Origin of the sequence: Streptomyces lancefieldiae (genome assembly GCF_031845825.1) — a bacterium.
GTDB lineage: Bacteria > Actinomycetota > Actinomycetes > Streptomycetales > Streptomycetaceae > Streptomyces > Streptomyces lancefieldiae.
Genome location: NZ_JAVRFH010000036.1, coordinates 61,464 through 81,468, shown reverse-complemented (window position 1 = coordinate 81,468; position 20,005 = coordinate 61,464). Strand labels below are relative to the sequence as shown.

Sequence of the window (20,005 nt, the reverse complement as noted above, 5' to 3'; positions counted from 1 at the left end):
ACGCGCCACCCCGGTGACCGGCGGCGGCGCGTCGGACAGGCACTCAATCAGCGGGTCCGGGAGGACCTGCGGCCCGCGGCGTCGACCACCCGCCCGGCGAGCTGATCCAGGTCTTCGACCGCCTTCGCCAGCAGGTCGAGCATGGCGAGTTCGGCTCGGGCGGCGTCGCCGTCGCGCACGGCATCGAGGACGGCACGGTGGCTGGGCACGGGGTCGTCGACGGACGCATGGGCGTGGACGAGGCGGTCCCGCTCCCGCAGGCCCGGTTCGAGCAGCATGTCCATGCGGGCCAGCATCTCGTTGCCGGTGGCCACCAGAAGCGCGCGGTGGAAGGCCGCGTCGGCCTCGGCCGCGTCGGACGAGTCCGTCTGGGCCCGCCCCATGAGGCCGAGTGCCGCCTCCAGGGCGTCGAGGTCGGCATCGGTCCTGTGCAGGGCGGCACGATGGGCAGCGGCAGGCTCGATGATGGACCGGACATCGGCGAGGTCTCGCATCAGATCCTCGCCGGCGCCTCCTTCGACGCGCCAGCGGATGACATCCGCATCGAGGAGGTTCCAGTGCTTGCGCTCTCTGACGAACGTGCCCCGCTTCTGCCGAGCATCGACGAGCCCCTTGCCGGCAAGGACCTTCAGCGACTCCCGCATGACGGTCAGACTGACATCGAGTTCCTCCCCCAGCGCCCGCACATCCAGCGTCGTGCCCTCGGGTACGGCGCCACCCACGATGCGCGCTCCGAGCGACTGGACCACCTGTCCGTGCACGCCGCGGGTGCTGTAGGCCGCCATGCCGCCATCTCCTTGACATCAGGCGCGCGTAAGGCGCGCGGGGGTGGGCGCCGCGGGCGCGAACGCGGGCCTATGGTAACGCCACACATTAATTATTAATACATCTTGACAGTTCCCTGAGCAGCACGGTCACATACCGGCAGGACCAAGCCCGTCATCCCGCCGGACAGCCCTGCCCCGGGCCAGGCGGCGCCGACCGCATCCGCGCATACGGCACCGTCTGGCCGGCCAGTTGGTACGACGTCCGGTTCCGCGCGGCGTCGACGGCGAGCGCGATGCGGTGCACGGTGTCGGCGGCGCGGTCTCGCGCAGCGACACGATGCCGACCCAGCGGTTCATGGCCCTCCCCCTGCCGGGGCGACGCGGACCTGCCCGGCCACAGCACGCACTCCCATATGGCGTCGGTAGCGTGCCCCGGTGCTTGCGTACAGGCGGACAGCCTGCCCCCGGTCCTGCTGTCCTTCCTCCCGCCGCGCCTCCCGGGCTCCCGGTGATCACGGCGGCACTGGCCGGCCAGCGTGTGCCGCCGAGCGCAGGTTCGGGGAGGGTTCACCCGACACAGCCCGCGCCCTGGAGGTGGCACGGGAGGGTTGGACCCTGCGTGACGTGCTCGCCCACGGGGTCATCGATTACCACCCGGTCGTGGCCGGCACCGCCACCGACGTGGCCGACCTCATGCAGCAGTGGTTCGAGGCCGGGGCCTGCGACGGCTTCTCCCTGGCCGTCGACGGCTATCACGACGGCGTCGACGCCTTCGTCGACCAGGTCGTCCCCCTCCTGCAGGAGCGCGGCCTGTTCCACCTCGACTACGAAGGCCCCACCCTGCGCGACCACCTCCACGCCCGCGAGCAGTACGGTCTCGACCCGCGCGTCTCGGAAACGGCGGCCCGGTGATGTCCACCAGCGCTTCTCTGCGATCCGGCGCCGAAGCGCAGCAGGCGTTCCGCGACGTCATGGCCGCCGTGGCGTCTCCGGTCGCCGTGGTCATCGCCCTGGACGGCGGCCGACCGCACGGCACCACGGTCAGCGCCTTCGCGCCCCTTTCCCTGACACCGCCCATGGTGCCGGTGTCGCTGGACGAACGCTCGTGTCTGCTGGCGGTCGTCCGCCGCAGCGGCCGCTTCGGCGTCAACGTCCTCGGTGCGCACCAGGCCGATCCGGCCTCCGTCTTCGCCCGCTCCGGACCCGACAAGTTCGACGGAATCGACTGGTTGCCGAGCGGGGGACTGCCACGGCTGCCGGACGCCGCCGCATCGATCGCCGCCGAGGTCGACGACTGCGTCGACCTCGGCGACCACACCGTCCTGCTCGCCCACGTAACGGCCGCCGAGCCGGGCGAGGGCCCCCTGAAACCGCTCACGTATCACCGGCGCTCCTTCGGCACCCGCACACCACTGGGCCCAGTGACCGTGCGGCACGTCGAGGAAGGCATGGGATCCAGGGCCTGACCACTAGCCCGAGGCGGGGAGCGGATCTCCCGCCCCGCTCCGCCCGGCACGCAGCGCCGCGGACAACCATCACCGAAACCTGACCGGAACGCTCGGTACCGGGCGCACCAAGGAAGCAAGGAGCGAGGATGCCGACCCTGGGAATCGTCGGAAGCGGCAACATCGGGTCCGCGATCGCACGGCTGGCGGGGGCCGCCGGACATCGACGTGGTGATCGCCAACTCACGGGCCCTCAGAGCCTGACGGAGCCCATCGGGGAACCGGGGCCGCGCGCCATGGCAGGCACCTTCGAGGAGGCCGCGCGCAGGGAAGGTCGCCGTGCTCAGAAGCCGTGTCACCTCTTCGCTGTGAGTATCCAGTACTGGAAGAGGACTGCGGGCCGACTCTGACCATTACTTCGACGACAGTCGTAGTATGGGTGAGTTGCCGGTATCGCCTCCAGGAGTTGACTGTGGCCCGCCCTCGTACCGCCCCCCGGACAGTGGATCATCCCGACCTTGCCCAGGTGGATCTCCAGCAGGTCATGGAGGCACTGGTGGACCCGGTGCGCCGGATGGTGGTCTCCCAGCTCGTGCGCAAGGGCGAGGACATGAGCTGTGGCACGTTCGAGGCACCGGTCTCCACCTCGACGCTCACCCACCACTTCAACGTGCTGCGCGAAGCGGGGCTGATCCGGCAGTACTACGTGGGCGTGACCAAGATGAACACGCTGCGCGTCGACGAGATGGAGGAGCGGTTCCCCGGCCTGCTCCGTGCCGTGATCGCGGCCTGCGCGGCGGAGGCCGGCTCGGGCGTCGACTGAGAGATGGCGCCGGTCTCGACGTACATATTTCGATGGCGATCAAATTTTGACACTCATCGAACCTTGGAGCAAGGTGGAGGAGAAGGCCGGTGCGACACCGGCTTCCCCGGCGCACCGAACCGCACCGAACCGCACCGAACCGCACCAAGGAGCCACGCATGAACCGCGTCGTCCGTTTCCATCAGACCGGCGGACCCGAAGTCCTGCATCTGGAGGAGGCGCCCCTGCCCGAGCCCGGGCCGGGTGAAGTCCTGATCCGGACCCGGGCCCTGGGCCTGAACCGGGCGGAGTCGATGTTCCGGCTCGGCCAGTACGGCACCGATCCCGTCTTCCCCTCCGGCATCGGCTACGAGGCGGCCGGAGTGGTCGAGGCCCTCGGTGACGGCGTGCGCGGGCTGAGCGTGGGTGAGGCGGTGAGCGTGGTGCCGTCCTTCACCATGACCGACTATGGCGTGCACGGGGAGGCGGTTCTCGCCCCCGCCCACGCCGTCGTCGCCCACCCCGAGCGGCTCTCCTTCGAGGAAGCGGCCTCGGTGTGGATGCAGTTCATCACCGCCTACGGCGGCCTGGTCGACCTCGCGGGCGTCCGCCCCGGCGACACCGTCCTGATCTCCGCGGCCTCCAGCAGCGTCGGCCTCGCCGCCATCCAGATCGCCCACAAGGCCGGCGCCCGCGCCATCGCCCTGACCCGCACCGGCGCCAAGCGACAGCAGCTCCTGGACGCCGGCGCGGACGAGGTCATCGCCACCGCCGAGGAGGACGTCCCCGCCCGGGTGCGGGAGCTGACCGACGGCCAGGGCGCCCGCATCATCTTCGACCCCGTCGGCGGCACGGCTCTGGCCGACCTCGTCACCGCCGCCGCCCACGAGGCCCACGTCGTCCTCTACGGCGTCCTCGACCGCACCCCCACCCCGCTCAACGTCGGTGAGGTCCTCTTCAAGCACCTCACCATCCGGGGGTTCGAACTCTTCGAGATCACCACCGACGACCGGCGACGCGCCGAAGCGGTCGCCTTCGTGGCCGACGGTCTCGCCAAGGGCGAGCTGACTCCCACCATCGACAAGACGTTCCCGCTGGAGGACATCGCCGAGGCCCACCGGTACCTGGAAGCCGGCGGACAGGTCGGCAAGATCGTCGTCACCGTTCCCGGCACCTGACCCTCCTCAGCGGGCGGTGCACCTCACCGGGACCGGGAAAGGGGTGTACCGGAGAGCCGGACCGTCCAGGACTTGTACGCCGACACCCCGTCCCAAGGTGGCCGCTCGCCCCTTCTGACAGCACGTGTCCGGGCAGGCCGTAACCCTGCGCCGCCCGCGGACCTGGGCCTCGACGTCGGTCGACGCCGAGGCGTTCGGAGTGAGTGGGAGCGTTCGGAGTGAGTGGGGGCGTGTACCGCTCGACGGCCGATGTGCGGGTACGGTGCACGCCCCGGGGTTCACATGAACAGGGCCCGGTTCAGGCGGACGCCGTACTCCGCATCGGGATTGGTCGTGGCGTCCCCGACCCTTTCCTGGATCGCGGCGACGGCCAGGTCGCGCCGCTTGGGCAGGCGCTCGGCGTCCGCGGCCGCCAGCGCACCCTCGTCACCGGCTTCCTCGTTCCGCCGTCGCCTTGTCGCCGGACATCATCACACCCCCGGGACGCCGTGCCGACCGTCCGGTGCCGACCGTCAGTCCGTCTCCTGGGAGTGCGGGGCCGTCGCGGGCGGATGGGTCGGGCGGTCCCGTCCGCCGTCACGGCCGGACACCACCACGATGACCAGCCCGACGATGACGGCTCCGGCGACGACGCGTCCGACCGCACGCGCCCACCAGGCCGGGCGGGCCGCGCCCATGCCTCCCTTCGGCGAGCCCAGCCGTTCAGCCCGCCGAGCAGGTCTCAGCAGACGGGTCAACAGCAGTGCGGCTACGGGTACTTGCAGCAGCCACAGGACAGTGCGCGGCCATTCCCCGTACCAGACGTTGGTTCCGTACAGCAGGGTGTGCCACACGCTCAGCACGTACACGACGATCACGAACCGGTGCAGCCGTCGCCAGGTGTTCGCTCCGATGCGGTGTCGGACGTAGAACAGCAGTCCCAGCGGTATCGCGAGGTACAGGGCGCCCTGCCCGAGCGGGATGGCGATCCGGCCGGTGCCGGAGTCGTACCAGCCCGGCACGAAGCTGTCGGCGAAGCCCACCCACAGCCGCTCGGCCCAATCCACCTTCGTCTCGTAGCGCACGAGTTCCGCCGCGAACATCAGCGCATGCGCGAACATCAGCGCCATCGTCGTCAGACTCGTGGTGCGGTGCCAGCGCTCCAGTACCTGCCGGGAGACCGGCAGCCGGGTGGGCCGTGGTCCCGACAGCAGCAGGCCGAGCATGACCGTGGCCCAGGCCCACAACAGCCCCGACCAGCCGAACGCCTGGCTGAGCAGGTACATCCAGTAGGTTCCGGCATCGTCCATGAACGGCATGACCGCGACGGTGTCCGAAGCACCCGACTCCATGCGCGCCCACAGAAGGGCGAACACGAGCGCCGTGACCACCACCGCCGCGGTTGCGTCGGGCAGGGCGGCGCGCAGATCGCCGCGCAGAGAGACGCGGTCCCCGGGAGGTCGCCCCCGCCCGGGCAGCGCTACTGCCCCGTCTTCGTCCGGCCTCGCTTCTGACGTCATCAGGGGCCTCCCGGGCACGGGCCACCGCGGCAACGGTGCGCATGTGTCGTGAGGCAACAAGTCTGGCTGATGGAGCAGCGATTCTCAGAGGTGACATCCGGCCAGAGCCGCCCCGCAACTGCACAGGGGACACGCCTGGGCAGCGCCTTCGACGAGAAAGAGGGCCGCTCCCGCAAGGCGTTCGCAGCCGGCGGTCAGCAGCACTGACGTGAGAGACACGGCAGCGGCCGTGGCACGGTCGCTGCGGCCGGACCGATCGGCTTCGTCGGCCTGATGATGCCCCACATCGTCCGCCTGCTCGTCGGCAGCGACCACCGCCGGGTCCCGCCGACGGCAGCACCCGGCGGAGCGGCCTTCCTCATCTGGGCCGACATCGCCGCACGGACGATCGCCGCACCGATGGCAATACCCGTCGGCGTCCTCACGGCCCTGTGCGGCGGGCCGTTCTTCCTGTGGCTGATGCGCCGCGACGCCCGGCGCGGCACCGACCGAGGAGTGGCATGACCGCGACCGAACTGGACGTCGACGGCGTCACGCTCACCGCCGGAGCCCGCCACCTGGTGCGCGACGTCTCCCTGACCGCCTGCCCGGGCGAGACCATCGGGCTCGTCGGCCCCAACGGCAGCGGCAAGTCCAGCCTCCTGCGCACCGTCTGTCGAGTCCTACGCCCCGACACCGGTCAGGTCCGCGTCGACGGAGGTGACGCCTGGTCGCTACCGGTGCGACAACTGGCCCGCACCGTGGCGGCGGTGGTCCAGTACTCGGCCGCCGACTTCGACCTCGCCGTCCGCGAGGTCGTCGCCATGGGCCGCACCCCGCACAAACGGCTCCTCGCCGGTGACACCCCCAGGACGCCGAGATCACCGACTCCGCGCTTCTGGCGGTCGACGCCGTCCACCTGGCCGACCGCCCCTTCGACCGGCTCTCCGGCGGCGAGCGCCAGCGCGTCCTCATCGCGCGCTCCCTCGCCCAGCAGCCCACCCTCCTGGTCCTCGACGAACCCACCAACCACCTCTCATCCGGCACCAACTGTCCGTGCTACGGAATGGCCGCGGAAGTCGCCGTCCATCCGCGCACGGGCGCCCCGCAGGTGACGTTCCTCCCCGAAGAGCCACGCAGCTGAAGGCCCCCGACTGCCCCATACCCATCCGCGCGACCTAGTGCCGCATCAGGCAACGTTCGCCCTGGACGGTCTGCAACGATGACGCCATGGACGAAGAAGTCATTCCCATTCTTCGCGTCGAGGACGCTGCGACGGCGGTCGCTTGGTACGAGCGGCTGGGCTTCGCCAAGCAGTGGGAACACCGCTTCGAGCCGGGGCTTCCCGCGTTCGTCGAGGTCGCCCGGTGCGGGGTGCGGTTGTTCTTGTCGGAGCACAAGGGCGATGCCGGTCCCGACACGCTGGTCTACCTCCGCGTTCGCGATGTCGAGGCCATCGCCTCCGAGTTCGGGGTGCAGGCGAAGGACGCTCCGTGGGCGCGTGAGATTGAGCTGCACGACCCTGACGGCAACCGGCTTCGGATCGGCACACCGGCGGAATGACACTCGCCGGCAGTACGCAACAGGGAAGCTGTGCTGGTGGTTGAGCGAGTACACGTCCGCGAGATCGATGACAACGAGGAGCACCGCCTGCTACGGATCATCCGCCGGGGCAGCGGTTTGCATGTGCCGTGGCGGCATGTGGTCCAGTAGGCGGCGAGCACGACATTGAGAGGTTCCCTCGCATGCCCCTTCCTGCGATTCCCCGCCGGGTCAAGATCGGCGATGCCGCCGCGTTCGCCGGGACCACACCCCGCGCCATCCGCCACTACCACGCCATCGGGCTCCTCGCCGAACCGGAACGCGGCAGCGACGACCGCCGCCGTTACGGATACGACGACATGATCCGCCTGCTGTGGATCCGCAAGATGGCCGATGCGGGTATCTCGCTGGACGACATCCGGGCCGCCTTCAAGGGCACCACCGGCATCGAGCAGTCCCTGGCCCGGCTGGAGGAGTCCCTCGCTTCCAAGGCGGCCGCCATCGAAACCCAGCGGGCCGCCGTGCACCGCCTCCGCGAGGTGGGCAGCCCCCTGGGCCTGCTCTCACCGCTGGTCACTGGCCGCCTACGCGATCTACCGCCGGGAGCCCTGCGCTCCGCCGACCTCGATACCCTCCTGGTCACGGAGCGCGTCTTCGGCCCTCTGGGCACCGCTGTCCAGGCCGACCGGTTCATCGTCCTGGCCACCCACCCCGAGCTGCGGGCCGAGGAAGACCGCCTGGCCGAGGCCGAGGCGGCCCTGGACGACACCATGTCCCCCGACGACCCCCGCATCGAAGACCTGGCCGCCCAGCGATGTGATCACGAGACCGCCCTGGCAGCCGCCATCGAACGATCCGGCCTGGACGAGGCCCTCGACGTCCTCCTGGACCAGGAGGACGAGCACGCTGACGAGGAAGAAGACGGGGCGAGGATGAGCGTGATGGAGGCCCTGGGCAAGATGCCGTACGACTTCTCCCCGGCCCGGATCCGGTACGAGGAACGTGTCATCGAACTGTTTCACTCGGCCGATCAGGACGGCAACACCCCACGGACCTGCTGACTGGCGTCGGCGCTCGGGGCGAGCCCGACAAGAGCGGCCCGGAGTGGTGCGGCGCGAGCGTAACCCGTTGCCCCCGGCGGCCGTTGGAATTGGCCGTCCGCCGCTATTGCAGGGAGCCGAGTCCGACGCGTGCCCAGGCAGAGTGAGCCGCCTCGGCACCGACGACGTCGACCTCTACCAGATCCACCGTTTCGACCCGGAGACCCCGGTCGAGGAGACGATGGAGGCACTGCACGACGTCGTCAAGGCGGGCAAGGCCCGTTACATCGGCGCCTCCTCCATGTGGGCCTGGCAGTTCGCGAAGATGCAGCAGACCGCCAAGGAGAACGGCTGGACGCGGTTCGTGTCCATGCAGGGCCAGTACAGCCTGCTCCACCGCGAGGAGGAACGGGAGATGCTCGGCCTGCTCACCGACCAGGGCGTGGGCAGCATCCCGTGGAGCCCGCTCGCCGCGGGACGGGTCACCAAGCCCTGGAGCGAGCGCTCGACGCGCCGCGCGGAGTCCAACCCCGACGTCGACATGCACGACCGTCCGCTCTACCTCGGCACGGATGAAGCGATCGTCGAAGCCGTGCAGGAGATCGCCGAGGACCGCGGGGTGTCCATGGCCCAGGTCGCCATGGCCTGGGTGCTGAAGAACCCGGTGGTCGCCAGCCCCATCGTGGGCGCCACCAAGCCGCACCACCTCGCCGACGCAGTTGCGGCACTCGACATCGAACTCACCGAGGAGGAAATCCGGTCCTTGGAGGAGCCGTACGTCACGCGCATGCCCACGTTCTTCTGAGAGACATCAGGTCTCGCGCCGGACAGGAGATTCCGGCGCCGAAGCCCCGGCAGCCCGATCCTGCGCGACCCCGTCGAGAAGGACCATCGCGTCGTGGTCGGGGGTGCCCACCTCGGCGTAGTACGCAACCAGGTACTGGCCGTCGCTGCCACTGAGATTCATGCCCTGGAAGCCGAGGGTGAGGTCGTCGATCGTGTTGTACCAGGCGGCGCCGGCTCGGCCGGATGCGGGTGCCGGTGCCTGTGCCTGTGGTTCAGTCGTTCGCCGCGCGGGCGGCGGTGCCCGTGTCGGCCCAGCTGGCCAGGAGGCCGAGGGCTTCCCGTTCCCGGGAGTCCGGTTCCGGGGCGTAGAAGTTCAGGCGCAGGCCGGGGTCGGACGGCAGTTCCATCGCCTCGTAGGGAAGCGCGAGGTCGCCGACGAGCGGGTGGTGGAGGTTCTTCACCCCGGAGCGGTGGAACTTCACGTCGTGCCGGGCCCAGCGTCGTGCGAAGTCGCCGCTGCGCGCGGTCAGTTCACCGATCAGGTCGGTCAGCGCCTTGTCGTGCGGCGAGCGGCCGGTCTCGGTGCGCAGGAAGGCGACGGCGTCGTCGGCGCCCTTGTCCCAGTCGGTCCAGAAGTCCTTGCTCGTGGGGTCCAGGAACATGAAGCGGGCGCTGTTGACCGGCCCGCGCTGCGCGAACAGCGGTGAGTCGTAGACCGGCGCGTACAGTGCCCGGCCCAGGGCGTTGGCGGCCAGGATGTCGAAGCGGGCGTTGCGGACGTACGCCGGCACCTCGGTCATGGAGTCGAGCAGACGCATGAACGTCGGCCGGATCCGCGACGAGGTCGCCGTGGGCCGCCGTCCGGACGGTGCGGCCGCGCGGGCGAGGTCGTAGAGGTGGGTGCGTTCGGCCTCGTCGAGTTGCAGGGCGTGCGCGAGGGCTTCGAGCACCGAGTCCGAGGCTCCGCCGAGGTTCCCGCGCTCCAGCCGGACGTAGTAGTCCACGCTCATGCCCGCGAGCAGGGCGACCTCCTCCCGGCGCAGCCCCGCGACGCGTCGCTTCCCGCCGTAGACCGGGAGCCCGGCCTGCTGCGGGGTGAGCCGTGCGCGGCGGGTGCTCAGGAACTCTCGCACCTCGGCGGCCGCGTCCTTCTTGATGTTGTCGGCCATGCTCAGATCCTGGTGTCGTCGTCGGCCCCGCCCGCGGCGGACAGCGCCGGGCGAGGACCGGTGCGGAGCGGGCTCGCCGTGGGCCGCACGCGCGGGCCGGTGGGCGCGGCATGCCCGCAGCGGGGCGTCGGTTCGCGGCGAGCCGGATGCCTGGGCCGCCGAGCCGGTGCCGACATCGGGTACTGGGACACGACGGCCTCCTTCCGATCAGCCTGCATGTCATGCCGGCCTCTCCACGGTAGGTCCGTCCGAGCGGGCCTGCGAGGTACTGCCAGTACCTGGAAGAACAGTGACTCCCACTTCCGTCCCGACATGCAGTTACCTGGGAAGAGCCAGAGACTGGCGGCCCGGGACCGGGCCTGAATCCACCGCGCACTCGAAGGAACACCGTGCACGCATCACCCACCCGCGGGAGCGGCGACACCGGGCACGTCACCTGCCCGAACCGTCCAGGCCCCCTCGACGCGCCGAGAGCCGCTGAGAACACCACGTCGACCCGCTGACCGCCATCCTCGTCCTGCCCTCACGGGCGCCCCGAACGGAAAGGACCCTCTGATGCAGACCCTCACCCTCAACAACGGCGTCCAGATGCCCGCCCTCGGGCTCGGCGTCTTCCAGACCCCGCCGGAGGAGACCAGGGCCGCCGTCACGGCCGCCCTCGACCTCGGCTACCGCCACATCGACACCGCCGCCGCCTACGGCAACGAACGCGAGGTCGGCCAGGCTCTCCGCGACTCCGGCGTGCCCCGCGACGACCTCTTCGTCGAGACCAAGATCTGGATCAGCGACTACGGCTACGACGAGACCCTGCACGGCTTCGACAAGAGCGCCGCCAAGCTCGGCCTCGACCGCATCGACCTGCTCATCCTGCACCAGGCCCTGCCGTCCGACTTCGACAAGACCCTCGCCGCCTACCGGGCGCTGGAGAAGCTCCTGGCGGACGGCAAGGTCCGCGCGATCGGCGTCAGCAACTTCATGGTCGACCACCTGACCGCGCTGCTCGACGCCACCGGCGTCGTGCCGGCCGTCAATCAGCTGGAGATCCACCCCTACTTCCAGCAGCGGGCCGTCCTCGACTTCGACGACGCCCACGGCATCCTCAACCAGGCGTGGTCCCCCATCGGCGGCATCACCTTCTACCCGGGCTACGGCGAGCACCGCAAGAGCGTCCTTCAGGACCCGGCCGTCACCGGCATCGCCGAAGCCCACGGCAAGAGCCCGGCCCAGGTCCTGCTGCGCTGGGGCCTCCAGCACGGCCGCTCGGTCATCCCCAAGTCCACCAAGCGGCACCGCATCGCCGAGAACATCGACGTCTTCGACTTCGAGCTCAGCGCGGACGAGCTGACCGCCCTCGACGCCCTGGAGACCGGCCGCCGCGGCGGGCCCGAGCCGGAGGCCGTCACCCTCGCGGACTTCGGCCGCGCCATCCCCGAAGCCTGACGCTCCCGCACGGACCCAAGTGGACCCTCGGAACGAGAATTACGGCCTCGTCGTCGCTTCGGGCGTGCACACCGCACGAGCCCACTCCATATATGCGGTCACTCGGTCCGTGAGGACTGCGTCGACGCCGGCGGACTTCGCCTTCTCCCAGTCCGGGGCCCGATTCGCCGTCCACACGTACACGTGCAGCCCTGACGCGTGCCAGTCCTCGACTGCTTCCGGAGTGGCCAAGAACCGGGAGACGTTCAGCGAAGTGCCGTATCTGGCCGCCTCCACGCCGCTGATTTCCGTCCTGTCGTGCGTGAGCGCGGTGCGCAGCTCGGGTGCCGCCTGGCGTACGGCGTCGACTGCCGCCCGGTTGAAGCTGTGCACGACGACGTGTTCCGCGGTTCGGGTGTCGCGGATGGCGGCGAGCAGCGACTGCACCTGCGCGGGCGTCGGTGTCGGCTTCAACTCGACCATCGCCGTCATCCGCTGCTCAGCCACGTACCGCAGCGCCTCCTCGAGGGTGGGCACGGGCACCCCCTTCTTGGTACGCAGCAAGCGGACTTCTGCAGCAGTCATGCTGGAGATCGCGCCGTGTCCGGTTGTGGTGCGGTCGACCGTCGGGTCGTGAGAGAGAACCGGCACACCGTCGCTCGTCCACCACACGTCGAACTCCACGCCTGCTGCGCCGGCGCTTACGGCGTCCCGGAGCCCCTTCAGGGTGTTCTCATCAGCTGCGGTGCCACGGTGTCCGATCACTTCCGGCACGACGCACCCGGGTCGGGCTGCTGCCGTCTCGGCAACTGCCACTGGGGAGGCAGGCTCCGTCCCGAACCCTGAACAGGCACTCGCCAGAGTGGTCACCATCGCCACAAGAGTCGCTATTCGAACCGATCTTCGCTCTGTCACCAGAAGGGGGTAGCGACATCCTTGTTGTGATCACGCAGAGCTCTCGAACGGGCCGACACATTTCACACACGGCCGGGGGAGGCGGCAGCGGTGTCCACGCCTGCCAGCCGTTCATCGTCGCGAACGAGGAGCACGGCAAGGAAACTCCCCGACACCACCCACCCGCCACCGTGTACGGCACGACACCACTCCGCCGCCCAGTGGCCGACACCGCCGATCACGCGCGAACAGTGGCCGCCCACGTCGACCATGCGTCCGGGGGCGGATGCCTGCCCCGCCCCCGTGCCACGTGCACAAGGTGGCGCGGCGATCCGAGGCCGAGTGCGTTCGCGGCAGCGGTCGGCCGTCGCAGGGCTCAGCGGCCGGTCGGGCCATCGTCCCCCGGGAGTTCCGCGGGCGCCATGCGTGGTGCCGGTCGACCGGAATCTCCGGTGCGCGCGAGTCGGGCCGCCACGTCCGCGACCACCTCGGCCTCCCGCGGCACGAGGTAGAAGTGGTCGCCGGGGAACGCGCGCAGGTCGAAGGAGTCCGTGGCGGTCAGGCCGGACCAGGCGCGGACGCCGTCGCGCGCGCAACTCGTGTCGTCCTGGCCGACGTAGGCGGTGAGGGGCGCCTTGACCGGAGTCGGCCGTGAGGGGTGGTAGCTCTCGATCAGCCGGTAGTCCGATCGGAGGGCGGGCAGCAGCAGCTCGCGCAGCTCCGGGATGTCGTACGCCTCCGAGTGCATGTCCCCCAGGCGTCGGACGTGGCTGATCAGTGTCGCGTCGTCGGCCTCGTGCAGGGCGGCGCGTTCGGCCCGTTGCGGCGCTTCGTGCGCGGACACCATGAGGTGCGCGGGGACGAAGCCGCGCGTCTCCAGACGCAGGGCCACCTCGTAGGCGACGCAGGCGCCCATGCTGTGCCCGAAGAGCGCCAGTGGCCGATCGAGCCAGGGCCGCAGTGCCGTGGCGATCGCGTCGGCCATGGGGTCCATGGACTCGATGCAGGGTTCCGCGAGCCGGTCCTGGCGGCCGGGGTAGCGCACGGCCAGCACCTCGACGTCCGCCGGGAGAAGTGCGGGCCAGCCGTGGAAGAGCTGGGCCGTGCCGCCGGCGTGCGGTAAGCACAGCAGCCGGAGCCTGGGCTCGGCCGTACGCCGGTGGACACGGAACCACTTCTTGTCGTCGGTGCCCCCCGCGGAAGTTCCGGTCACTGGCATCCGGTCGGTCTCCCTGGAGGTGTCTCGGTGGGCGTCTGTCCCTGGTGCGGGCTCAGCGTGCTTTGGCGACGCTGCGGGGCTTGGCGGCGGGCTTGCCCCGTCCGCCGGTCTGTCCTGCGTCGGCCTGCCCGCCCGCGTGCGCCGGCCCGCCGATCGCCGCGGCCTGCGGCGCGTGGAGGGCGCGCATCTCGGCGCTCGCCTCGGCCGCGAGGCCGTGGATCTCCGCGCCGGCTTCGTGGACGGCCCGCTGTACTTCGAGGCCCAGGCCCACCGACGTCTTGACGATCCCCCGCACCAAGGGCTTGGCGACCCTCTTCACCAGGGACGCGGCGACCAGACCAATCAGGAAAGGAGGTACTACAGGCGGCATGGCACGACATCCTTGTCTTCTGGTGGAGATGGGGAAAGAAGGCGCGGAAAAGTACACGGTATGGGGGTGTGAGAAAGGCGGATAGGCATTCCGCGCCTTTTTCACCCGTTCGAGTACGACGTGGCGTCTTGACGACCATGGGAACGCATGTCGGGCGGGCTCGCTCGGACGGGGGACATCGTCCGGCGTGTCCCCGTCGGTCCGCGGAAGGCCCCACCGCCGCCCTCGGTCGCGGTGGCACGATGACCGCCATGCATCGCCGACCCGTTTCGTCCCCCAAGGCCCGGTCCCCCAAGGCCCGGTCCCTCGTGGCCTCGGCCGCCGTGTCGGCTCTGCTGGCCGGCTGCGGTGGTGACGTGTCGTCGACGCGCACTCCGGTGGTCGTGGACGGCACCGTCACGATCGCCGGCGCCTCCGAGACGCCGAGTTTCCACCCGTATTCGCAGTTCGGCCTCTCTCTGGCTCCGTACGCCTACGACTCCTTGGTCTCGGTCGCGCCGGGCGGCCGGGTCGTGTCCGCCCTGGCCGAGAGGTGGCGGGCCGGGGCCACCTCGGCGCGCTTCACCCTCCGCGAGGGGGTGACCTGCTCCGACGGCACGGCCCTGGCCGCCTCCGCGGTGGCACGGTCCCTGCGCTACGCCGGCGACCCCCGCAACCGTCTCGTCGGCGCCCGGACCGCCCTGCCCGGCGTGCCGTTCACGGTGTCGGCCGACGACGCGGCGCGGGAGGTGTCGGTGCGGACGGCGTCGCCGTACAGCTTCATCGTGCGGACGATCGGTCTGCTGCCCGTCGTCTGCCCCGCCGGGCTGGCGGATCCGGCGGCGCTGGACAGGAGCACCGCAGGCACCGGCCCGTATGTGCTGAGCGACTACACATCCGGAGGCCCGTATGTCTTCACGCGACGCGAGGGGTACGCCTGGGGGCCGCGGGGAGCGGGCAACGCGGCCCCTGGGCAGCCGGCGCGGATCGTGGTGAAGGTGGTCCCCCAGGAGGCCACGGTGGCGAACCTGCTGCTGACGGGCGGGGTGAACATCGCCATGGTGACCGGCCCGGACCGGGAGCGGCTGGCCGGCCACGGCCTGACGGCCGTCCAGGTGCCGACCGTGGTCGGGCTGACCTTCTTCAACGAGCGCTCCGGCCGGCCGCTGAGCGATCCCGTGCTGCGCCGGGCCCTGGTGGCAGCCCTGGACCGCAAGGGCCTGGCCAACGTGGCGATCGGCGGCGAGGGTACGCCCGCGCACCATCTCACCGCCCGCGACTCGCTCTGCCACGCCGACGTCGCCACCGGGAACGTGCCCTCGTCCGGCGCCGTGCGGGAGCTGCGCGCGGCGGGCTGGACGAAGAACGAGCGGGGCCGGCTGGTCGAGGGGGGACGGCCACTGCGGCTACGGGTGCTCAGCAGCGGCGACTTCGGCTCCACCCTTCCGTCGGTCGCCGAGCTGATGGCCGTGACGTGGCGGGCACTGGGCGTGGACGTCGACCTCGTCGGCGAGAGCGGCAACGCGGTGGTGCACGCCATGTACGGGAGCGGCGACTTCGACGTCGTGGTCGGCAGCTCGCCGGGGCCTCAGCTGCCCGCGCAGCTCGTCCCGTACTTCTCCAGCCCGCCGTCGTCGGAAGAGCTGAACTTCGCGCACGTCACCAATCCCACGTACGACCGCCTCGTCGCCCGGGCCCTGCACCTGCCCGGCGACACCGGCTGCGCGGACTGGAACAGGGCCGCCGCGGCGCTCCTGCGCTCGGCCGACGTGCTGCCCGTCGCCGACGGCACCAGCACGGTGTACGGCCACCGGACGACGTTCCGCCTCGCTCCGGGCGGCCGGATCGTGCCGACCAGCATTCGCCTGCACCGGTGACCGTGGCGGACGTGCCGCCCGGGCGTCCGCCGGTCGAGGAGGTTCCCATGACGACCGTGTCCGCACGGTTCGGCGCCCGTCCCCGGGTCCACCCGTGGGTGGTGTTCTGCGGCCGGCGCGCGGTCCTGCTGGTGGTGTCGCTCTTCGTGGTCGTCACCGCGTCCTTCGCGATGATCCGGCTGATCCCGGGGGACCCGGTGCGGGCCGCGCTGGGCGTGGACGCGCCTGCGGACCTGGTGGCGGCGAAGCGGCACGAGCTGGGTCTGGACCGCAGCCTGCCGCAGCAGTACTGGGATCACCTCCCACGCCTGGCCCGGGGCGATCTGGGGGTGTCGCTGGTGTCCGGCGAGCCGGTGGCCGACCTGGTCGGGGCGCGCCTGCCGGCCACGTTGCTGCTCGCGGGCCTGGCCTTCGTGTGCGTACTCGTCGTCGCCCTCCCAGGGGGGCTGCTCGCCGCCGTGTGGACGCGCGGAGGGCGGCGCCCGCGGACGGAGCTGGCGTTCACCGCGACCACCTCGGTCCTCGCGGGCGTGCCGGGCTTCGTCCTCGCGACGGGTCTGACCGCGGGGCTGTCGGTGGCGCTGCCCCTCTTCCCCGTCGCCGGGGACCTCGGCCCCCGCTCCTGGGTGCTGCCCGTGCTGGCGCTGGCGCCGGCTCCGACCGCGGTCCTGCTGCGGATCGTGCGGGTGGAGACGCTGGAGGTCCTCGCCACGGACTACGTGCGCACCGCCCGCGCGAAACGGCTGTCCGCCGTCCGGCTCCACCTGTGCCACGTGGCGCCGAACGCGCTCACCGCCTCGCTGACGTACGCCGGCAACCTGCTGCCGGCCCTGATCGCGGGGACCGTGCTGGTCGAGAAGGTGTTCGCCTGGCCGGGCATCGGTTCGGCGATGGCGCAGTCCGTGGCCGCGCAGGACTACGCGGTCGTCGAGGCGTCGGTCCTGGTGCTGGGCTCGTCGGTCCTCGTGGTGAACTTCCTGGTCGATCTCGCGCTGGCGCTGCTCGACCCCCGATCGGTCATCCGGAAGACGTGATCCGATGATGCTGTCCTCCGCTTCCCCGGCCTCCCCTGCGACTGCTCGCGGCCGGTCCCGCGCGTCCCGGTCGGGCTGGGCCACTCCCCTGGGCGTGACCACCCTGGTGATGCTCTCCTCGCTCGCCGTCCTGGCCGTCGCCGGGGAGGTGCTGTGGGGCGAGCGGGCCGACCGGCCTGACCCGTCGGCGGTGCTGCGGGGTCCCAGCGCGGAGCACCTGCTCGGCACGGACCACCTCGGCCGCGACCAGCTCGCCCGGCTGCTCTCGGCGACCTGGCCCTCCCTGCTGCCCGCCGTCGCCGCCACGCTCCTCGGAGCGGTCGCGGGCACCGCCCTCGGCGCGCTCACCGCCGTCGTGGGCCGGCGCGCCGTCCGCCTGCTGGGAGCCCTGATCAACCTCCTGCTGGCCTTCCCCGCACTCCTCGTCGCGATGTTCCTCGCGGCCCTCTTCGGGGCGGGCGCGGGCGGCGCGGTGATCGCGCTCGCCGTCGCCTCCGCCCCGGGCTACGCCCGGATCACGCAGACCCTCGCCGCCCAGGTGGCCGGGACCGACTTCATGGCCGCGGCGCGCGTACTCGGGCTGCGCCGTCACCGGCTCCTGCTGCGCCATGTGCTGCCCCACATCGCGGAACCACTGCTGCTCAACACCACGGTCGCCGCGGGCTCGGCGCTCGTGGCACTGTCGGGGCTGAGCTTCCTCGGACTGGGGGTGCGCCCCCCGGCGTACGACTGGGGTCTCCTGCTCAACCAGGGCCTGGACCGCATCTACACCGAACCGCTGCCGGCCGTCGCGCCGGGCATCGCGATCGTCTACGCCGCCGTCGCCTTCCAGATGCTCGGCGAGATGCTGGCCGGAGCCGCCGCGCGACGAGCCCACCCGCTCCCCGAGGAAGAGCGCGCGGCCCGGCCGGCCCGCGCCGGCCGCCCGGCGTCCGCGGACCACGTGCTGGAGGTGGACGACCTACGGGTCGACCTCCCCACCGTGGACGGGGTGGTCCAGCCCGTCCGCGGTGTGACCCTCGCCCTGCGGCGTGGCGAGATGGTCGGCCTGGTCGGCGAATCCGGTTCCGGCAAGTCGATGACCGCGCTCGCGCTTGCCGACCTGCTGCCGGACGGCGCACGCGCGACCTGGAGCACCCACCGGTTCCTCGGCGCGGACGTCGGGTCGGCGACCCGCAAGGAGCGGCGCGGGCAGCTGGCCACGGGCATCGCGTTGGTGTTCCAGAACCCGGCCTCCGCCTTCAACCCGTCCCTGCGCATCGGCACGCAGATGACGGAGGCCGTGCGCACGCACCGGGGCCTCCGCCGGGCCGAGGCCGTCGACCTGGCGCTGGACCGGCTGCACCGGGTCGCCCTGCCCGCCGGACGCCGGTTGCTCCGGTCCCGCCCCTTCCAGCTCTCCGGCGGTCAGCGCCAGCGCGTGGCGATCGCGACGGCGTCGATGATGCGTCCCGCCCTGCTCATCGCGGACGAACCGACCACGGCCCTCGACGTCACCGTGCAGCGGCAGATCATGGAACTGCTCCACCGGGTCCGGGACGACGACGCCACGGCGATCCTCCTCATCAGCCACGACATCGCCCTGGTCGCCGACGCCTGCGACCGGGTGCTGGTCATGTACGGGGGCACGATCGTGGAGAGCCTCCCGGCCGGCGAACTGGCGGCCGGGGCACGGCATCCGTACACGCGGATGCTCGTCGCCTCGGTACCCGACCTGGACGCGGACCCCGGACGCGCCCCGCACGCCATCGAAGGGGGCCCGCCCGATCCGTACGGCACGGCCCCGGGCTGCGCGTTCCGCGACCGCTGTCCCCACCGGCTGGAGCGGTGCGCGGTGGAGGGCCCCGTGCTGTCCCCGCTGGGCCCGGGACACGACGTGGCCTGCTGGCAACCGCTGCCCGCGCCGCCGTCCCGTGCGCGGCAGGCGTCCGAGGAGGCGCAGAAGTGAGGACAGGACCGGGACTGGAGCTGGACGAGGCCACCGTCCGCCACCACGGTCCGCTCGGGCCGGTCACGGCGGTGGACCGCGTGACGCTGGTCGTTCCCGCGGGCACGACGGTCGGCCTGGTGGGCGAGTCCGGGTCGGGGAAGTCCACGCTGGCACGAGCCGTCGTCGGGCTGGACCCGTTGTGCGGCGGACGGATCACCGTCGGAGGGCGGGAGTACGGCGGGCGCCGGGCGGCCGCCCGGCGCGGGCTGGGGCGGCAGGTCCAACTGGTGTTCCAGGATCCGGACACGGCGCTGGACCCGCGCATGACGGTCCGGCAGTCGATCGCCGAAGCGGCTGGGGCGTTCGTCCGGCTGGATCGCCGCGACCGCGCACAGCGCGTGGCCGGCCTGCTGGAACGGGTCGGTCTCGACGCCGGCTGCGCCGACCGGCTGCCGCGGCAGCTCTCGGGCGGCCAGCGCCAGCGGGTCGCCCTCGCCCGCGCGCTCGCCGTGGGCCCGACGGTGCTCATCGCCGACGAGATCACCTCGTCCCTCGACGTGTCGGTCCGGGCGGCGCTGCTCACGACGCTCCGGGACCTGCAGCGGCGCATGGGCTTCGCCATGCTGTTCATCAGCCACGACCTCGCCGCCGTCCGCCACGTGTCGGACGCCGTCGCCGTGATGTACCTCGGCCGGATCGTCGAGACCGCCGCCACCGAGCACCTCCTGAGCGGCCCCCGCCACCCCTACACCCGGGCGCTGCTCTCCGCCGTGCCGCGTCTGCATGCCGGCGGACGCCCGGCCGCGGAACCCCTGCCCGCCGGGGAACCGCCGGATCCCGCGTCGCCGCCGACCGGGTGCCGCTTCCATCCGCGCTGCCCCGTCGGACCGGGCCGGCGCCCCGGGCGGGACGTCTGCGTCGTGCAGGACCCGCAGGAGGAAGCGACCGGCCGGCCGCATCGCGCCGCCTGCCACTTCCCGTACCTCGCCGACGACCGCCTGCCCCGGGCGCGGCGCGACCCCCGGGACGGACACGGTGCGGGACCGGTGCCGTCCGGCAGTTGACGTGCCGGACGG

The 20,005-nt window shown here is 71.7% G+C and carries 18 protein-coding genes and 3 pseudogenes; 14 read left to right on the top strand and 7 right to left on the bottom strand.

Annotation, left to right across the window (positions count from 1 at the left end; translation table 11 throughout):
* Positions 1–47 precede the first annotated feature (47 nt).
* The gene (locus tag RM812_RS28630) at positions 48–785 is read right to left on the bottom strand and encodes a FadR/GntR family transcriptional regulator (protein ID WP_311578412.1); all 738 of its coding nucleotides are present in this window, start codon (positions 783–785) and stop codon (positions 48–50) included.
* 606 nt (positions 786–1,391) lie between these two features.
* On the opposite strand from RM812_RS28630, the gene RM812_RS28625 reads away from it, so the two are divergent.
* The 4 genes from RM812_RS28625 (at position 1,392) to RM812_RS28610 (ending at position 4,192) form a co-directional block, all read left to right on the top strand.
* Complete coding sequence (locus RM812_RS28625) at positions 1,392–1,679, top strand: hypothetical protein (protein ID WP_311578409.1); 288 nt, start codon at positions 1,392–1,394, stop codon at positions 1,677–1,679.
* Positions 1,679–2,233 carry a flavin reductase family protein gene (locus RM812_RS28620; protein ID WP_311578406.1) on the top strand — a complete coding sequence of 185 codons (555 nt, stop codon included), beginning with the start codon at positions 1,679–1,681 and terminating at the stop codon, positions 2,231–2,233. Before RM812_RS28625 ends, RM812_RS28620 begins: the two co-directional genes overlap by 1 nt.
* Positions 2,234–2,756: 523 nt before the next feature.
* The gene (locus tag RM812_RS28615) at positions 2,757–3,035 is read left to right on the top strand and encodes an ArsR/SmtB family transcription factor (protein WP_311578437.1); all 279 of its coding nucleotides are present in this window, start codon (positions 2,757–2,759) and stop codon (positions 3,033–3,035) included.
* A 158-nt stretch (positions 3,036–3,193) separates the two neighbouring features.
* Positions 3,194–4,192: a zinc-dependent alcohol dehydrogenase family protein gene (locus RM812_RS28610; RefSeq protein WP_311578401.1), complete on the top strand. Its 999-nt coding sequence runs from the start codon at positions 3,194–3,196 to the stop codon at positions 4,190–4,192.
* Positions 4,193–4,704: 512 nt separating this feature from the next.
* Here RM812_RS28610 and RM812_RS28605 read toward each other — a convergent pair.
* Complete coding sequence (locus tag RM812_RS28605) at positions 4,705–5,691, bottom strand: ferric reductase-like transmembrane domain-containing protein (RefSeq protein ID WP_311578398.1); 987 nt, start codon at positions 5,689–5,691, stop codon at positions 4,705–4,707.
* Positions 5,692–5,928: 237 nt separating this feature from the next.
* On the opposite strand from RM812_RS28605, the pseudogene RM812_RS28600 reads away from it, so the two are divergent.
* The 5 genes and pseudogenes from RM812_RS28600 to RM812_RS28580 form a co-directional block, all read left to right on the top strand.
* Positions 5,929–6,195: pseudogene (locus tag RM812_RS28600) on the top strand (iron chelate uptake ABC transporter family permease subunit); the annotation flags it as partial.
* Positions 6,192–6,814: pseudogene (locus RM812_RS28595) on the top strand (ABC transporter ATP-binding protein). The pseudogenes RM812_RS28600 and RM812_RS28595, both read left to right, overlap by 4 nt.
* A gap of 86 nt (positions 6,815–6,900) precedes the next feature.
* Positions 6,901–7,233, top strand: a complete 333-nt coding sequence (locus RM812_RS28590) for a glyoxalase superfamily protein (RefSeq protein ID WP_311578395.1) — start codon at positions 6,901–6,903, stop codon at positions 7,231–7,233.
* 182 nt (positions 7,234–7,415) lie between these two features.
* Entirely contained in the window at positions 7,416–8,273 is an 858-nt protein-coding gene (locus RM812_RS28585; RefSeq protein WP_311578392.1) for a MerR family transcriptional regulator, read from the top strand.
* Positions 8,274–8,346: 73 nt separating this feature from the next.
* Positions 8,347–9,057: pseudogene (locus tag RM812_RS28580) on the top strand (aldo/keto reductase); the annotation flags it as partial.
* 6 nt (positions 9,058–9,063) lie between these two features.
* Here RM812_RS28580 and RM812_RS28575 read toward each other — a convergent pair.
* Together RM812_RS28575 and RM812_RS28570 are read right to left on the bottom strand one after the other, a co-directional pair.
* A complete protein-coding gene (locus RM812_RS28575) occupies positions 9,064–9,219 on the bottom strand; it encodes a hypothetical protein (protein WP_311578388.1) in 156 nt (51 codons plus the stop codon).
* A gap of 91 nt (positions 9,220–9,310) precedes the next feature.
* On the bottom strand, positions 9,311–10,207 hold the full coding sequence (locus tag RM812_RS28570; RefSeq protein ID WP_311578386.1) for a helix-turn-helix transcriptional regulator: 897 nt from the start codon (positions 10,205–10,207) through the stop codon (positions 9,311–9,313).
* A gap of 555 nt (positions 10,208–10,762) precedes the next feature.
* On the opposite strand from RM812_RS28570, the gene RM812_RS28565 reads away from it, so the two are divergent.
* Positions 10,763–11,647 (top strand): aldo/keto reductase, encoded by an 885-nt coding sequence (locus tag RM812_RS28565; RefSeq protein ID WP_311578383.1) that lies wholly within the window; start codon positions 10,763–10,765, stop codon positions 11,645–11,647.
* Positions 11,648–11,686: 39 nt separating this feature from the next.
* Here RM812_RS28565 and RM812_RS28560 read toward each other — a convergent pair whose 3' ends face one another.
* From RM812_RS28560 to RM812_RS28550, 3 genes are all read right to left on the bottom strand, one after another.
* A complete protein-coding gene (locus RM812_RS28560) occupies positions 11,687–12,541 on the bottom strand; it encodes a glycerophosphodiester phosphodiesterase (protein ID WP_311578380.1) in 855 nt (284 codons plus the stop codon).
* 355 nt (positions 12,542–12,896) lie between these two features.
* Entirely contained in the window at positions 12,897–13,739 is an 843-nt protein-coding gene (locus RM812_RS28555; RefSeq protein WP_394816524.1) for a thioesterase II family protein, read from the bottom strand.
* A gap of 52 nt (positions 13,740–13,791) precedes the next feature.
* A complete protein-coding gene (locus RM812_RS28550) occupies positions 13,792–14,109 on the bottom strand; it encodes a DUF5132 domain-containing protein (RefSeq protein ID WP_311578374.1) in 318 nt (105 codons plus the stop codon).
* 251 nt (positions 14,110–14,360) lie between these two features.
* Here RM812_RS28550 and RM812_RS28545 point away from each other — a divergent pair, with 251 nt between their 5' ends.
* From RM812_RS28545 to RM812_RS28530, 4 genes are all read left to right on the top strand, one after another.
* Positions 14,361–15,965, top strand: coding sequence for an ABC transporter substrate-binding protein (locus RM812_RS28545; RefSeq protein ID WP_311578372.1), 1,605 nt, complete (start codon positions 14,361–14,363; stop codon positions 15,963–15,965).
* Between the two features lie 47 nt (positions 15,966–16,012).
* Positions 16,013–16,999 (top strand): ABC transporter permease, encoded by a 987-nt coding sequence (locus tag RM812_RS28540; protein ID WP_311578370.1) that lies wholly within the window; start codon positions 16,013–16,015, stop codon positions 16,997–16,999.
* Between the two features lie 94 nt (positions 17,000–17,093).
* Positions 17,094–18,947 (top strand): dipeptide/oligopeptide/nickel ABC transporter permease/ATP-binding protein, encoded by a 1,854-nt coding sequence (locus RM812_RS28535; RefSeq protein WP_311578368.1) that lies wholly within the window; start codon positions 17,094–17,096, stop codon positions 18,945–18,947.
* On the top strand, positions 18,944–19,993 hold the full coding sequence (locus tag RM812_RS28530; protein WP_311578365.1) for an ABC transporter ATP-binding protein: 1,050 nt from the start codon (positions 18,944–18,946) through the stop codon (positions 19,991–19,993). The genes RM812_RS28535 and RM812_RS28530 overlap by 4 nt, the downstream gene beginning before the upstream one ends.
* Positions 19,994–20,005 lie beyond the last annotated feature (12 nt).